Annotated in this window: 12 protein-coding genes; 4 read left to right on the forward strand and 8 right to left on the reverse strand. The window is 70.7% G+C overall.

Annotated elements, in window-relative coordinates:
* Nucleotides 1-107: 107 nt before the first annotated feature.
* Entirely contained in the window at nucleotides 108-662 is a 555-nt protein-coding gene (locus tag BJY17_RS11640) for a TetR family transcriptional regulator (protein WP_179551494.1), read from the reverse strand.
* A 173-nt stretch (nucleotides 663-835) separates the two neighbouring features.
* On the opposite strand from BJY17_RS11640, the gene BJY17_RS11645 reads away from it, so the two are divergent.
* Together BJY17_RS11645 and BJY17_RS11650 are read left to right on the forward strand one after the other, a co-directional pair.
* Nucleotides 836-1,429: a nitroreductase family protein gene (locus BJY17_RS11645; protein ID WP_179551495.1), complete on the forward strand. Its 594-nt coding sequence runs from the start codon at nucleotides 836-838 to the stop codon at nucleotides 1,427-1,429.
* Nucleotides 1,430-1,691: 262 nt separating this feature from the next.
* Complete coding sequence (locus tag BJY17_RS11650) at nucleotides 1,692-5,381, forward strand: discoidin domain-containing protein (RefSeq protein WP_179551496.1); 3,690 nt, start codon at nucleotides 1,692-1,694, stop codon at nucleotides 5,379-5,381.
* Between the two features lie 83 nt (nucleotides 5,382-5,464).
* On the opposite strand, the gene BJY17_RS11655 is transcribed toward BJY17_RS11650, so the two are convergent.
* Nucleotides 5,465-6,727, reverse strand: coding sequence for an MFS transporter (locus BJY17_RS11655; protein WP_179551497.1), 1,263 nt, complete (start codon nucleotides 6,725-6,727; stop codon nucleotides 5,465-5,467).
* A 144-nt stretch (nucleotides 6,728-6,871) separates the two neighbouring features.
* On the opposite strand from BJY17_RS11655, the gene BJY17_RS11660 reads away from it, so the two are divergent.
* A complete protein-coding gene (locus tag BJY17_RS11660; RefSeq protein ID WP_056654619.1) occupies nucleotides 6,872-7,378 on the forward strand; it encodes a MarR family winged helix-turn-helix transcriptional regulator in 507 nt (168 codons plus the stop codon).
* 169 nt (nucleotides 7,379-7,547) lie between these two features.
* Here BJY17_RS11660 and BJY17_RS11665 read toward each other — a convergent pair whose 3' ends face one another.
* Genes BJY17_RS11665 through BJY17_RS11680 form a run of 4 tightly spaced genes read right to left on the reverse strand, consistent with a single transcriptional unit; the run spans nucleotide 7,548 to nucleotide 11,229 of the window.
* The gene (locus BJY17_RS11665) at nucleotides 7,548-8,021 is read right to left on the reverse strand and encodes a heme-degrading domain-containing protein (RefSeq protein WP_179551498.1); all 474 of its coding nucleotides are present in this window, start codon (nucleotides 8,019-8,021) and stop codon (nucleotides 7,548-7,550) included.
* Nucleotides 8,018-9,067 carry a zinc-dependent alcohol dehydrogenase family protein gene (locus BJY17_RS11670; protein WP_179551499.1) on the reverse strand — a complete coding sequence of 350 codons (1,050 nt, stop codon included), beginning with the start codon at nucleotides 9,065-9,067 and terminating at the stop codon, nucleotides 8,018-8,020. Before BJY17_RS11670 ends, BJY17_RS11665 begins: the two co-directional genes overlap by 4 nt.
* A 53-nt stretch (nucleotides 9,068-9,120) precedes the next feature.
* Nucleotides 9,121-10,683 (reverse strand): carboxylesterase/lipase family protein, encoded by a 1,563-nt coding sequence (locus BJY17_RS11675; protein ID WP_179551500.1) that lies wholly within the window; start codon nucleotides 10,681-10,683, stop codon nucleotides 9,121-9,123.
* A 42-nt stretch (nucleotides 10,684-10,725) separates the two neighbouring features.
* The gene (locus BJY17_RS11680) at nucleotides 10,726-11,229 is read right to left on the reverse strand and encodes an aromatic ring-opening dioxygenase LigA (protein ID WP_179551501.1); all 504 of its coding nucleotides are present in this window, start codon (nucleotides 11,227-11,229) and stop codon (nucleotides 10,726-10,728) included.
* A 132-nt stretch (nucleotides 11,230-11,361) separates the two neighbouring features.
* Between BJY17_RS11680 and BJY17_RS11685 the strand changes: the two genes are divergently transcribed.
* Nucleotides 11,362-12,648 (forward strand): MFS transporter, encoded by a 1,287-nt coding sequence (locus BJY17_RS11685; RefSeq protein ID WP_179551502.1) that lies wholly within the window; start codon nucleotides 11,362-11,364, stop codon nucleotides 12,646-12,648.
* Nucleotides 12,649-12,758: 110 nt separating this feature from the next.
* Here BJY17_RS11685 and BJY17_RS11690 read toward each other — a convergent pair whose 3' ends face one another.
* On the reverse strand, nucleotides 12,759-14,927 hold the full coding sequence (locus tag BJY17_RS11690; protein WP_179551503.1) for an ATP-dependent Clp protease ATP-binding subunit: 2,169 nt from the start codon (nucleotides 14,925-14,927) through the stop codon (nucleotides 12,759-12,761).
* A gap of 173 nt (nucleotides 14,928-15,100) precedes the next feature.
* Nucleotides 15,101-15,604 (reverse strand): hypothetical protein, encoded by a 504-nt coding sequence (locus BJY17_RS11695; RefSeq protein WP_179551504.1) that lies wholly within the window; start codon nucleotides 15,602-15,604, stop codon nucleotides 15,101-15,103.
* Nucleotides 15,605-15,660: the final 56 nt, after the last annotated feature.

The raw sequence follows: 15,660 nt of genomic DNA on the forward strand, positions 1-15,660 counted from the left end.
ACGCGTGCGGGCGGGGCCGACAGGCGCGAGGTCCAAGTGTACACAGACCGACCAGACGGTCGGTCACGGGCGCATCGACGGATCGTGTCCGCGCGGGAGGACCTCTCTCAGGCCGCGTCGCCGCCCGACTGCATCGCCTCGAACGCGGCGATCAACTCCTCGACGTGCTCGTCGGTGAGCACGTCTTCACCCACCGGCAGGTCCAGGAGCGCGTTGTGGTTCATGCCGTCGCCCGCGAACAGCACCATGCGCGCGAGGCGTTCGTCGCCCGTCGCGGCGGCGAGCACGTCGAGCCACCCGCTGCGGCATTCGCGGAGCACCTCGAGGGCGGCGTCGTCACCGGTCTGGCCGATGCGGTACGCGGCCTCGATGAGGAGCTCGAGCTCGCTGTCGCGGTCGAGCGACGACACGAGGTAGTACCGCACCACGCCCTCGGGCGCGGTGCGCATCTCGTCGGCGTCGCGGCGCGCCTGCGCCCGCAGCTCGATGAGCAGCGCCGCCTGCAGTGCGCTCACCGACGCGAAGTGGTGCAGCGCCCCCGACTTCGAGAGGCCGGCGCGACTCGCCACGCTCTCGAGGGTCGCACCGCGGATGCCGCGCTCGACCATGAGATGCGTGTAGGCCGAGAGCACGCGGGCGGCCGGGCCCTCGAGGGTGATCATCCGCCCATCGTACGAGGGCGGCGACCCCTGCCCATCCAGCCCGGACGCCCAGCCCTGACCGGTGACCACGTCATCGTGGGACATTCTGGGAATGCCTCACAGGTCCATGCGTTGCAATGGACTGGGACGACGGCGCCCCTGCTTCTGTTCCCCCTCTCGAAAGCTGGCGCACCATGACGCTCTTCACCGAACTCACCTCCCGCAAGGCCGACACGACGGCCCCGCTCATCGACCCGCTGGTCCACCGCTGGAGCCCCCGCGCCTTCGACCCGAACGCGGTCGTCGACGCCGAGACGCTGCGCACCGTCCTCGAGGCCGCGCGCTGGGCGCCGTCGGCGAACAATTCGCAGCCCTGGCGCTTCATCGTCGCCCGCCGCGGAACCCCCGCGTTCACGACCGCGCACGACGCGATGCAGGGCTTCAACCAGGTCTGGGCCGACTCCGCCGCCGCACTCGTGCTCAACATCGCCGAGATCGCCGATGCCGAGGGCAAGCCCCGCCCTTGGGCGCGCTACGACCTCGGGCAGGCCGTCGCGCACCTCACCGTCCAGGCGCAGCACGAGGGTCTGCACACCCACCAGATGGGCGGCTTCGACGCCGCCGCGCTGCACGCAGCATTCGACCTCGCCGACAACCTCGAGGTCGTCTCGATCACCACGATCGGCGTGCTCGGCGACGTCGACGCGCTGCCCGATGCGCTCCGCGAGCGCGAGAGCGCCCCGCGCCTGCGCAAGCCCCTCTCGGAACTCGTGCTCGTCGGCGAGTAGCGAGCAACGCGCTGCCCGGGCGGGCAGGCGGGCACGACTGCGACACGAGCCCCGCGAGTCGAGATCACGACTCGCGGCGCTCGCGGTCGTCGAGTATGCGGGTGGGCCCGGTCCTCTCGCCGAAACGCTCTTGACACCCCGACGACCCCCGGGTTAGCCTTCCCGCAACCGTTCTGACAGCGTTGTCATCCAGAGTTGTACCGACATGACTCCTGTCGATCCACACGCGGCACCTCGAAGGCCGCTGAATCCAGGAGACACCATGGCCCGCTCCGGCCCCACCCCCGCTCGCGACGCGAAGACGTCCCGACGGCACCGCGCCATCGGGCTCGCCCTGGCGGCGGCCCTCGCCGCACCGCTCGCCGCCCTCGCCCCCGCTGCGCTGGCACCCGCGGCCCAGGCATCCGCCGCTCCCGCCGTGAAGACCGCCTTCGGCGCCCCTGACGAGATCGCCGCCGACTACTACGCCGCCCTGCTGCGCCACACGCGCTGGGTGAACACGGTCTGGGATCCGGCGATCAACGCGTACCAGTTCAAGGACTTCAACTTCGCGGTGGTGCTCGGCAACGCCGTGATCGTCACGCACGGCGACTACGACGCCGAGATCACCGGCATCTCGAAGGACCAGCTCACACAGCGCACGATCGACACGATCCGCTACTACGCCGCCAAGAACCGCTTCGTCGACCCGAACGGCACCTGGGGCAAGAAGATGTTCTGGGACTCCACGTTCCAGTCCTACTTCCTCGACGCGGGACGCGTGCTGTGGGATCAGCTCGACGCCGCGACGCAGAAGCACCTCGAGACGATCGCCGTCGGGCAGTCGGCCTACACGTCAGACCTCGACTACGGCAACGACCCGCTGTCGGGCTCGTGGACGGCCGACTGGCCCACCGGCAAGCACGAGGGCGACACCGCGCAGGAGGAGGCGGGCGTGTACACGCAGGCGCTCGCGCCCGGTCTCGCCTGGGCACCCGACCATGCCGATGCTCCTCGCTGGAACGAGCAGCTCGGCGACTGGGCTCGCAACGCCGCCGGCCAGCCCACCGCCGACCTCAACAACCCCGCCGTCGTCGCCGGGAAGCCGGTGTCGACGAACACGATGCAGACGATCTACGACACGTACCTCGTCGAGAACCACGGGTCGTTCGGCCCGCACTACCAGTCCGACATCTGGCGTTCGGGCGGGCGCAACGCGATCCAGTTCATCCTGAACGATCAGCCGATCCCCGAGTACCTGAAGCACCAGCCGAACTCGGCCGAGCTCTGGCAGTCGATCAAGATGGTGATGTCGAATCAGGGCGAACCGTTCATGCCGATGGTCAACGACCGCGAGTACCTCTATGGCCGCGACGTGATCCCGATGGCCTTCCTCGGTCAGGTGCTGCGCGACCCCGACGCCGTGCGCGCCGAGGCGAACATGGCCGCATCGCTCGAGGCCTACCAGGCGTACGCGCCGGTCGACCGGCTCGCCAAGTTCTCGGGAGAGCCGAAGTACGAACCCGAGGCGCGCGCCGAGATCGCGATCTCGTACCTCCTGCACGTCGAGGCCGCCGAATCGGTTGAGGGGGTCGTTCAGGCCACACCGCCGGACGAGTTCTTCGCCCGTCTCGCCGGCGTGCGCGACTTCGGCGCCGGCCCCGGTCTCTCGGTGCAGCAGTCCTCGAACGCGTGGGCCGCGGCATCCAGCAAGAAGGGCTTCCTGAAGTTCCCTTGGGTTCCGGGCCATGACTCGTGGCTGTTCGCGCTGTCAGGCGCGACGCCGTACCTGTACCCGAACTCCGCAGCGACGGTCGCCGGCCGGCACACGAGCACCTACACCGGGCCGCGCGACGGCTTCGAGGGCACGGCATCCGTCTTCCGCGTCGGCGACGGCTACGCGGGCCAGGTGACGCTGCCGAGCGGCGCGGCACTGTACGCCTCGACCGGCGCCGGCTGGCAGGACGGCACCGTCTCGGTGCGCAACCTCGACCTCAGCGGCTACAACGGCCTCGACGGCTCGCGCACGTACTCCACGGCCGAGGGATCGGCCACCGACACCCTTCCCGTCGTGACGCCGCCGAACCCGGCCGACGCGAACGCCGCCCGCATCGACGACCTGTCGTTCGACCCGGTGTCGACGCGTTTCGTGCGCATCCAGGGCCAGCAGGGCAACGCCCGCTACGGCTACTCGCTGTACTCGGTGCACGCCTACGGCACGGCTGACGAGGCCACGATGGACCTCGCCGCCGGGCGCCCCGCGACCGCATCGAGCGAGGACCCGGCCCGCCGGGCCTCGACCGTCACCGACGCCAACCCCGCGACACGCTGGGCCGTCGCCGTCGCCGAGCGCACGCGTGCGGACTCGTGGATCCAGGTCGATCTGGGCGCAGAGAAGACCATCGGTTCGGTGCGTCTGGCCTGGGAGGCGAGCGCCGGTGAGCGCTATCTCGTGCAGACCTCGTCGGACGGCCAGACCTGGACCACGCAGACCGCCTACACCGGCAGTGCCGACGCCAACGTCGCACGCCTCGACACGGTCGACCTGACGCCGGCAGGAGCGACCGCCCCGGCTCCGGTCGAAGCGAGGTTCGTGCGGATGCAGGGTGTGCAGGGCGACCCCGCCTACGGCTACTCGCTCTACTCGATGCGCGCGCTGACGGCGACCGGCGTCGACGCAGCGGCGGGCAGGCCTGCGACGGCATCGAGCTCGGACGCGGGTCGCGCCCCGTCGAGCGTGACCGACAGCGACCCCGCCTCGCGCTGGGCCGTGTCGCGTGCCGACCGAACCCGGGCCGACTCCTGGATCCAGGTCGACCTCGGCGCGCCCACCGCGATCACGCAGGTGCAGCTGGGCTGGGAGGCATCGGCCGGTCGCGAGTACCGCATCCAGGTGTCGGCCGACGCCGAGACCTGGCAGGATGCCGCGAGCTTCCGCTACACGGGCGACCAGGTCATCACGACCGAGGGCTCGTGGATCAACGTCGAGGGCACGGCCGGCTTCGTCGTGCGCGGCGGGCAGGCCCCGATCACCGTGTCGAGCGAGAAGGAGGGGATCAACACCGTCCGCCTCGGCGGCGGAGACCGTCCGATGCTCGTCGAGATGGTGCCGGGCGACGCCGCCGCGACGGCCGCGCAGGATGCGGCACTGCAGCCGCACGCCGATGGACTGCTCGTGAGCTCGCTCGACGGCTACCTCACCGCCTTCAACCTCACGGGCGCCGACGTCACGACCGACGTCGCGGTCCCCTACGTCGGCGACACCGTGTCGCTGTTCGCCGGCGACCAGGTGCTCGGAGCCGATGCCTCGAACCTCACCGTCACGGTGCCCGCGGGCGACGCCGTCGTGCTCGCTCCGCGCGCCACGGTGCCGACCTCGGCCGCGCAGGCGGCCGGCGTCACGGTGTCGGTGGTCGACGGCCGTACGGTGCGCGTCGCGAGGCCGGACGGCGGGGATGCCCGTGCCGACGCGGCCGCCACGCGGACGCTCGACGTGACGAACGTCGAGACCGGCGAGACGCGGACGCTGCCCGTGGGCAAGCCGAAGGTCGCGGCCGCCACATCGTTCCGGGGCGCGACACCGTTCCCGATGCCCGACCTGGCGCTGAGCACGCTGACGTTCCCGGCATCCGTGCTGCCCGAGGGCATGACCTCACCGCAGGGCGCGGTCGACGACGACACCCGCACCACGTGGACCCCGGGGGCGAACGGACGCATGGTCACCGACCTGGGTACGGCGCAGCCGATCGGCACGGTCACCACGCAGTGGAACGGCGATGACGCCCCGGCGGCGACCGTGTCGGTGAGCGACGACGGCATCACGTTCCGCGATGTCGGGTCGATCAAGGCCGGCGCACCGCGCGGTTCCGTGGTCGTCGAGGCGACCGCGCGGTACGTGGCGCTGACCACCGAGTGGGCCGAGGGCGACCCGAGTCTGATCGCGCTGCGCGTGCTCGTGCCGGGCACCGACTGAGCCGGCGAGCTCGGCGACGGCTCGAGCGGCGTCGACGCGCGCCGCTCGAGCCGTCACCGCCCGCCCGCCGCTCGGAGCATCGCTCAGGCGTCGACCGGGTCGACGATCGAGATCGGCCGCGTCGGCGGCTCGTGCCGCACCGGCATCGCCGCGATCACACGCTTCAGTCGCCACGCGGCGAAGACCGCGAGCACGCTGAGGGCGAGGTGCATGCCGAGGAACACGTCGCCGAGCCCCGCGCCGAGCAGCACTCCGGCGACGAGCGGGCCGGCGGCGGTGAACGACGTCTGCAGCGCCGACATCGCGCCGAGCGTGCTGCCGACCATGCCCTTCCGCGCGAGCGAGGCGATGAGCGGGTTCAGCACGGGGCTGTAGATCGTCTCACCCACCGCGAAGATGCCATAGGTCATGACGAACATCGCCGACGCGACGCCCGGCGCGAGCTGCGCACTCGCGAGCACGAGCCACGCGACGACCCAGATGCCGCCGACCACCATGAGCAGAACGGGCGCGCTGACCTTCGCCGTGAGGCGCACGACCACGACCTGCAGGGCGACGATCACGATGCAGTTCACGGCCGCTGCGGTGCCGACCGCGACGGGGTCGACCTCGAGCACGGTGATGCCGTATGCGGGAATGCCCGACTCGAACTGCGCGTAGAACCCGAGCGCGAGCGCGATCATGATGACCGAGGTCCAGCGCAGCGCGGGGTTCGCGAACACCAGGCGGAACGCCCCGGGGCGTCGCTCGTCGGACAGCCCGGTGACGGCCTCGGCGGTGAACTCCGCAGAGCGTCGGGCACCGCGCCCGGCGAGCGCGATGATCGCTGACGACACCGCGAAGCCGGCGGCGGCCATGAGGAATCCGATGTCGAGTCCGTCGTGCCGGCCGAGGTCGATGATCTGCCCGGCCAAGAACGCGCCGGCGGCCATGCCGAGCGCCTCTCCGGTGAACTTGTACGCGAAGACCTTGCGTCGATCGTCGGTCGACGACCACTCGAGCGCGAGCACCTGCTTGGCGGGAACCGCGGCGGCCAGGCCCAGACCGAAGACGAGCATGCCGCCGAGGAAGACGGCAGGGCTGTCGGCGAAGACCAGCGAGGCGGCGCCGACGGCACCGAGCAGCTGCGCGACGACGGCGACGTGCACGGGGTTGTACCGGTCTGCCAGCCTGCCCGCGATCGGCGCGGCGACGAGCGCGCCCACCGAGAAGAGCGACGACGCGGCCGCCGCGACGAGGGCGCCCCAGCCTCGCGTGTCGGCCGCGTAGGCGTACTGGTAGGGGAGCACGGCACCCCAGCCGAGCATGCCGATGCTCGATGCGAGAATGAGCAGTTTCGCGCGCACGGGCACGCCACCTTTCCGGAGTCGAGAGTCTCGAGTGAGACGGATGCCTCGCCTGCGCGTCACGGGAGGGGAAGCGATGATTCGAACACGAACTATTCGATATCGAAATATTAGCATCCGAAATTGACGTGCGAGAATGCCCCTATGGCCAAACGCACCCCGTCAGCGCAGGAACTGCATCGCCGCGCCGTCGCCACCTACGTCGCCGCGGGCGGCGAGGAGTCGGTGCAGCGGGTCATCACCGCTGTGCAGGGGCTCACGAAGAAGCTCGACCAGTGGTACGTCAGGCAGCTCACCGACCTCGACGTGAGCTCGGGCGAGTGGGCCGTCGTCACCTCGCTGGCCAAAGCCGGAGAGGCCCTCACCCCGAGCCAGCTCGCGGAGCTCACGAACGTCGCGCCGTCGTCGATGACGCATCGCCTCGACAAGCTCGCCGAGCGCGGCCTCGTCGAGCGCGCAGCCGATCCCGACAACCGCACCCGCATCCTCGTCAGCCTCACCGAGGAGGGCTGGGGCCTGTTCAGTCAGGCGATCCGCGACTCCGACGTCGTCGAGTCCGACGTGCTGCAAGACCTCGGCGACACCGAACGCGCCGAGCTCGCCCGCCTGCTCGAGGTCGTCATCGCGCGCCTCGACGACATCGACGCTTGACCGCGCACGCACGACTCTGCACGCGAGGCGTCGTCATCGCGCGTCTCCGACATCGACGCCTGACCGCGCACGCACGACTCTGCACGCGAGGCGTCGTCATCGCGCGCCTCGACGACATCGACGCCTGACCAACCCGCACCGGGATGCCGTCGCCGGCATCACCGGCTCGTCAGTCGCCGACCCGGTCACGCAGATGTGCACGCAGCTGCGCGACGACGAGCTCGTGATCAGCGAGCTCCGGCAGCCCCGACACGCCGACGGCGCCGATGACCCCGACCTCGCGGATGCGGATCGGCACGACCCCGCCGTGCGCCGCGAACTCGCGCGGGTCGAGGCGGGCGTGCACGTCGAAGTCCTCGCCCTTCGCGCGGAACTCCTCGCCGACGAGCATCGAGGCCTTCCCGTACCGCTCGACGACGCGGTGCTTGCGATCGAGCCACGCGTCGTTGTCGGCGGTGGCGCCGGGCAGGGCGGCGTGGAACACCCGCTGCGACCCGAACCAGATCGCGATCGCGACCGGATGCCCCGCCTCGGCGGCTGCCGCTCGCAGCCGCCCTCCGACCACCCATGCGTCGTCGAGGGTGAACCGGTCGAACTGCAGTTCGGATGCTTCGGCGACGAGCCGTTCGAGCAGCTCGCTCATGGCCGCAGCAGCACCTTCGTGGCGCGTCGCTCGTCCATCGCGGCGTACGCCTCGGCGGCATCGGCGAGCGGCAGCTCGAGGTCGAACACGAGCCCGGGCTCGATCGCGCCCGAGCGCACATCGGGCAGCAGCTCCTCGATGTAGCCGCGCACCGGCGCGACCCCGCCGTTCACGCCCACGTTGCGATTGAAGAGCGGGCGCACGGGCAGCTCGGGCCCGCCGTTCGGCGCGCCGACGTAGCCGACCATTCCGCCGGGGCGGGTCGAGCGGATCGCCTGGTCCATCGACTCCTTCGTGCCGACGCACTCGAGCACCCGGTCGGCGCCGATGCCCCCGGTGAGCTCCTGCACCCGCGCGACGCCCTCGGCGCCGCGCTCCTCGACGATGTGGGTCGCGCCGAACCGGCGGGCGAGCGCCTGGCGTTCGGGATGCCGCGACATCGCGATGATCGTCGTGGCGCCGAGTCGCTTCGACGCGATGATCGCGCAGAGGCCGACCGCGCCGTCACCCACGACGGCGACCGAGTCGCCGGCCGAGACGCCGGCGGAGACCGCGGCGTGGTGGCCGGTGCCCATGACGTCGGCGAGCGTCAGGAGCCCGGGCACCTCGTCGTCGCCCACCGGTCCGGGCACGACGACCAGCGTGCCGTCGGCGAGCGGCACGCGAACGCGCTCGCCCTGGCCGCCGTCGGCGAAGCCGCCGACGCGGTCGTCGGAGCCCCACCATCCGCCGTTCAGGCACGAGGTCGAGACGCCGTTGCGGCAGTTCGCGCACGTGTTGTCGCACACGTAGAAGGGGGCGATCACGAAGTCGCCGACGGCGACCACCGCGACGTCCTCGCCGATCGCCTCGACGACGCCGATGAACTCGTGCCCGATGCGGTGCGGCTCGTCGGTCGGCGTCACGCCGCGGTACGGCCAGAGGTCGGAGCCGCAGACGCACGCGGCGACGACCTTCACGATGGCGTCGGCGCCGGTGGAGAGCACCGGGTCGGGCACGGTTTCGACACGGATGTCACGGGGCGCGTGGATGACGGTGGCGAGCATGCTCCGAGCCTACGCGCGCCGCCCCGACTGCGGTTGTCGAAAACCGCCCGTGCTCACACGTGCGGCACGAACTCCTGCCAGGCGAGTCGCTTCTCGCGCCGCGGGTCGAGCTCGATGCGGTCGACCCGATCGAACACGAGCGTGCGCCTGGTCACCTCGTCGTATCGCGGCCAGTCGTCGAGCGGTGCTCCGGATGCCGCGAGCGCGACCCAGTGCGCCTGCATGCGCCGCCCGACCGCACGGAACATGCGGCGCCCGCCGAGCATCGTGAGCCCGGCGCCGGTCAGGGTGTCGAACTTCTCGAAGAGCGCGAAGAGTTCGAGACCGTGGGTCGCATCGAGGCCGAGGAGCCGCGGCATCCGCGGGGCCGCATCGAATCGGTACATGTGCGTCGGCGCGAACCGCGCATGCCGCTCCGCGACCTTCACCGACGGGAACCAGAACGTGAAGTCCCCGGCGAAGTCGGCCGCAGGCCGCCGATCGGGAAGCCCGGGGTATTGGCGTTTGATGGCCTTGCGCGACTTCTTCCGCGTGTTCGCGAAGATCGCACGGATGCGCGGCTTCGTCGTCGGCAGGATGCTGATGCGCCCCTCGAAGAGCGACCCCTCGCGGTCGTTGGTGCCGATGATGAGCGGCACCCGGTGCGCGAGCCCGTCGCGGAACGCGTCGAGCGGGCGATGCGGCAGGAACCCGCCGTCGATCACCGGCGCGAGGCTGATCGTGCCGGGGTCCTCGTCGGGGGTGCGGATCGTGAGTGCGGTCGTCGCCTCGGCGAGTTTCATGGCGTCGGCGGTGCACAGCATCGCCGCGGCATCCTCGACCGACTCGCTCTCGAGGTCGTCGTCGTCGACCACGCGGCTCAGCAGCTGCACGTACTCGTGAGCCCATCTCGCCGTCGTCTCGGGCAGGTACACGGCGTTCGCCGGCGAGCTCTGCGCGATCGCCCGGCTGAACAGGCCCTCGGCGGCGGGCACCGTGAGCAGCGTCGTCACCGAGTTCGCACCGGCCGACTCGCCGAAGAGCGTCACGCGGTCGGGGTCCCCGCCGAACGAGCGGATGTTGCGGCGCACCCATTCGAGCGCGGCGACCTGATCTCGCAGGCCGAGGTTCGCCTCGATCGGGCGCTCGGGCGTCGAGTAGCGGCGGAAGTCGAGCCAGCCGAGCGCCCCGAGGCGGTAGTTCATGCTGGCGTAGACGATCCCGTGCTCGCGCACGAGTCGTTCGCCCTGACGGGGGTACTCCCCCGAGGAGCCCACGCTGTAGGCGCCGCCGTGGATGAACACCATGACCGGCCGGCCCGTCGGCCCCGCCGCATCGTCGGGAGCGATCACGTTGACGCTCAGGCAGTCCTCGCTGCGCACGAGGCTCGGCGCCGCGCCGATGAACTGGCCCTTCCGCTTCTGCGGTGCCACCGGACCGAACTCGGCGGCATCGCGCACGCCGTCCCAGCCCGACGCCGCCCGGGGCGCACGGAAACGAGCGTCGCCGCCCGTCGACGCCGCATACGGGACGCCCCGCCAGCAGCGCACGCCGTGCCGGCGCACCCCGCGCACCGCGCCCGTCTCGGTCTCGACGACGAGGGCGCCGTCGGTTCCCGGTCCAGCTCCCACCAGCATGTGCCGGAGCCTACGCCCGTCTCATGAACGGACGGGGCGGTCTCAGGCCGCCGCGGGCGGAGCCGTGGCTCTCGCCGACACCCGCGCCGGAGAGGGCACGAGCATGCGCAGCGCCCAGCCGAAGAGCACGAAGATCACGCCGACCCCGGCTGCGAACAGCGCGACGCCGAACGAGACGACCGAGGTGAAGAGCGAAGCCCGCAGGAACGACGCGTTCATCACGGTGTCGCGCACGGGGTCGTCCTGGTCGAGCTCGGCGTACGTCTTGCCGCCGCTCGCCTCGAGCGCGTGCGCGTTGATGACACCGGCCTGGATGAAGGCGTCGACCGGCCCGTCGACGGTCTTGCCCGCGAAGTACGGAGAGTCGTCGGGGATCGTGATGTTCTCGGCGCGGAGCTGGTTCGAGACCCCGATCCAGGCGATGATCGCGACGATGATCAACAGGATGCCGCCGACCACGCCGGCCAATCCGATCAATCGGATGCCGCGTCGCTGGCCGTGCGTCAGCACGACCTCGCCGATCTCGTCTCCGTTCACTGCAGACATGTCGCCTCCCCCGGGATCGAACTGCTGTCGCCACAGTAGCGCTGCGAGCGGCAGCGGCGGAAGACCCCGGCCGGGGCATCATCCCTCCGCGGCGAGTGGCGGAATGTCGGCAGGCTCCAACAGAATGCTGAAGTGATCAGCGCGAGGACGTTCTGGAGTGCCCTGCCCACCGAGGGCCGGTGGCTGCTGTCGACCGTCGCCATCCAGACGCTCGGCCGGGGGCTCACCCTGCCGTTCACGATCATCTACCTGCATGAGGTGCGCGGATTCGACCTCGGGCTCTCGGGCGCGCTCATGAGCCTCATCGCCGTGGTCGGACTCATCGTCACCGGCCCGGGCGGCACCCTCATCGACCGCTTCGGCGCGAAGGCCGTGCTGCTCGCCGGCCTCGTCTCGATGATCGCCGGCTGCACGCTGCTCGCGTTCGCGACGCATCCGGCCGTCGCCGCCGTCGCCCTCGTGCTGATCGGCGTGAACTTCGGCGTCTCCTGGCCGGGGTTCAACGCGCTCATCGCGGCAGTCGTCTCGGGCGACCTCAGGCAGCAGTACTTCGGCGTGAACTTCGCGCTCGTGAACCTCGGCATCGGCGTCGGCGGCATCATCGGCGGGTTCTACGTCGACGTCGACTCGCCCGAGACCTTCACCGTGATCTTCCTCATCGACGCCGCCAGCGCCCTGATCCCCATGGCGCTCCTGCTCGGCCCCCTGCGCCACGTGCGCACGCAGGCCGAGCCGACCGAGGAGTCGGCCGCGGCGGGCGGGTATCGCGAGATCCTGCGCCAGCCGGCGGTGCTGTGGCTCACGCTCCTCACGTTCATCGCCATGTTCATCGGCTACGGCCAGATGGAGGCCGGCTTCCCGGCGTACGCGCGTCAGGTGGCCGAGGTCTCGACCCGGGTGATCGGACTCTCGTTCGCGGTGAACACCGCGGTCATCGTGCTGCTGCAGTTCACCGTGCTCGCGAAGATCAGCGGCAAGCGGCGCACCCGGGTGATGTGGGTGATGGCGGGCGTCTGGGCGACCTCGTGGCTGATCCTCGGCGCGGCGGGCCTGCTGCCCGACACCCTCGCCGCGGCCATCGGCGTGCTCGCGTTCATGGGCGTCTTCGCCTTCGGCGAGACCCTGTTGCAGCCGACGGTACCGGCCATCTACAACGACCTCGCCTCCGACCACAATCGCGGCCGCTACAACGCGATCAACTCGGCCGCGTTCCAGGGCGGCGCGATCGCCGGGCCGGTCGCCGCCGGCCTGCTGCTCGACCACGACCTCGACGCCGTCTACATCGCCGTGATGGTCATCGGCTGTCTCGGCATCGGCGCGCTGGCACTCGCCCTCGAGCGACGCATCCCGGCGAGCGCAAACGGCGTGCGTGCGCCCGAGCCCGAGAGCAGCTCCGAGAGCGACGTCGCCGTCGACTGACGCGCGACCCGGCAGATCACCACGGCGGGCAGACCGGGTCACGTCGCCTGCCGTGGACAGCACGACGCGGCATCCGCTCTTGCGTCGAACGGATGCCGCGTGGTGTTCGCCTAGTCGGCCGAGGCGTCGGCCCGTGCCACCGTGAGCGAGTCGCCGTCGTCGGCGAGCCCGACCACGACGGTGTCGCCGTCGCGCACCTCGCCCGTGAGCAGCGCCCGGGCGAGTCGGTCATCGATCTCGTGCTGCATGAGCCGGCGCAGCGGCCTCGCGCCGTACAGCGGGTCGTACCCGCGCTCGGCGAGCCACGCCCTCGCGTCGGGAGTGACGCCGAGCTGCAGTCGCCGCTCGTGCAGTCGCGCCGACAGCCGGTCGATGTAGAGGTTGACGATCTCGGCGAGCTCGTCTTCGCTGAGCGCCGAGAACACGACGATGTCGTCGAGCCGGTTCACGAACTCGGGCTTGAAGGCCTGCCGCACGGTCTGCAGCACGGCCTGCTCCTTCTCGTCCCAGCTGAGGCCGGGGTCGACGAGGTACTGCGAGCCGAGGTTCGACGTGAGGATCAGGATGGTGTTCCTGAAGTCCACCGTGCGACCCTGGCCGTCGGTGAGACGGCCGTCGTCGAGCACCTGCAGCAGCACGTCGAAGACCTCGGGGTGCGCCTTCTCGACCTCGTCGAAGAGGATCACCGAGTAGGGGCGACGACGCACGGCCTCGGTGAGCTGGCCGCCCTGGTCGTAGCCGACGTATCCGGGGGGCGCGCCGACGAGCCGGGAGACCGAGAACTTCTCGCCGTACTCCGACATGTCGATGCGCACCATGGCGTGCTCATCGTCGAAGAGGAACTCGGCGAGTGCCTTCGCGAGCTCGGTCTTGCCGACACCCGTCGGACCGAGGAACAGGAAGGACCCGGTCGGCCGGTTGGGGTCGCTGATGCCGGCGCGCGAGCGGCGCACCGAGTCGGCGACCGCCGCGACGGCGCGCTTCTGCCCGATGAGGCGCTTGCCGAGCTCCTGCTCGAGGTGCAGCAGCTTCTCGGTCTCGCCCTGCAGCAGCCGGCCGACGGGGATGCCCGTCCACGCGGCGATGACCTGGGCGATGTCCTCTTCGGTGACCTGCTCGTTGACCATGCGGGGCTCGTCGGGAGCCTGCTCGGCCTGCTCGGCGGCCTCGAGGTCGCGCTGCAGCCGGGCGATCGTCTCGTACTCGAGCTTCGACGCCTTGGCGTAGTCGGCCTCGCGCATGGCGCGGTCGCGCTGCGTGACGGCGTCGTCGAGCTGCTTCTTCAGATCGCCGACGCGGTTCAGCGACATCCGCTCGCGCGCCCAGCGGGCCTCGAGGCCCGCGAGTTCGCGCTCCTGCTCGAGGAGCGTCTCGCGCAGCTTCGCGAGCCGTTCCTTCGACGCGTCGTCCTTCTCCTTCTTGAGGGCGAGCTCCTCGAGCTTCATGCGGTCGACCTGCCGCTTCAGCTGGTCGATCTCGACGGGGCTCGAGTCGATCTCCATCTTGAGGCGCGACATGGCCTCGTCGACGAGGTCGATCGCCTTGTCGGGCAGCTGCCGCGCCGAGATGTACCGGTTCGACAGGGATGCCGCGGCGACGAGGGCGGCATCGGAGATCGTGACCCCGTGGTGGGCCTCGTAGCGGCCCTTGAGCCCGCGGAGGATCGCGATCGTGTCTTCGACGCTCGGCTCGCCGACGTACACCTGCTGGAAGCGGCGTTCGAGCGCGGCATCCTTCTCGATGTATTCGCGGTACTCGTTGAGCGTGGTCGCGCCGATGAGCCGCAGCTCACCGCGGGCGAGCATGGGCTTCAGCATGTTGGACGCCGCGACGGACCCCTCGCCGCCGCCCGCGCCCATGAGCAGGTGCAGTTCGTCGACGAAGGTGATGATCTCGCCCTCGGCGTCGTTGATCTCCTTGAGCACGGCCTTCAGCCGCTCCTCGAACTGGCCGCGGTACATCGCACCGGCGACGAGCGCGGAGATGTCGAGTGAGATGAGCTGCTTGCCCTTCAGCGACTCGGCGACGTCGCCCGCGACGATGCGCTGGGCGAGGCCTTCGACGACGGCGGTCTTGCCGACGCCGGGTTCGCCGATGAGCACGGGGTTGTTCTTCGTGCGCCGCGTGAGCACCTGGCTGACGCGGCGGATCTCGGAATCCCGACCGATCACGGGGTCGAGCTTGCCCGCCTTCGCGATCTCGGTGAGGTTGACGCCGTACTGTTCGAGCGCCGACTTCTGCTCTTCCTGCGAGCTCGGCGCACCCTGCATGTTGGCCACAGGCTCTCCCTTCGTTCAAAACTTGAGTGTACTTAACTCAACTTTGCCGAGAGGGTTGGTATTCCGACTTCCGCGCCGAATCTCCCCCGACTTCACGGTAGACGGATGCCGCGTGGCGCGCCAGCGATCGGCGGGCGTTGCCGCCCGTCGTCAGCCGGTCGAGGCGCCATCGGTCAGCGCATCACCTCGACGGCGAGCACCGTGGTGCGCACGACGCCGCCGGGCGTCGGCGACTCGAACCGCACCGGCATGCCCGGGAACGACCGGGCGAACCAGAACGACTCGACCGCGGCATCCGGCACCTCGTCGCGCGTGTCGTAGCGCACGCACTCGACGCGACCGATCTGCAGCTCGATCGTCTCCTCGGTCACCGTCGTGCGGTCGTCCGGGAACGCGGCGTGCCCCTGCAGCTCGCGCCACGTCACCCGCCCACTCGAGACCTCGCCCTCGACTCCGCCGTCGGCGGCGACGAGCCAGCGCTCGAGCGTCGCTCCCTCGTCATCGCAGTCGCTGAAGCGATTGATGCGCTCGAACCGCTCGCCGTCGGGCTGCTCGACGAGGATGCGGATCAGCTTGCCCGCACCGCTCGCCGCGCGGATCTCGTCGGCCGTGAAGGGCGTCGGCAGGAGGCCGGGGCCGAGCACGTGGGGGTCGACGGCGTCGTCGGGGTCACTCATGCACGACAGTCTGCGTCATCAGCCGTCATCTCGACAGTGTCGCGACGCATTCACTG

It is taken from the genome of Agromyces hippuratus (assembly GCF_013410355.1).
Taxonomy (GTDB): Bacteria; Actinomycetota; Actinomycetes; order Actinomycetales; family Microbacteriaceae; genus Agromyces; species Agromyces hippuratus.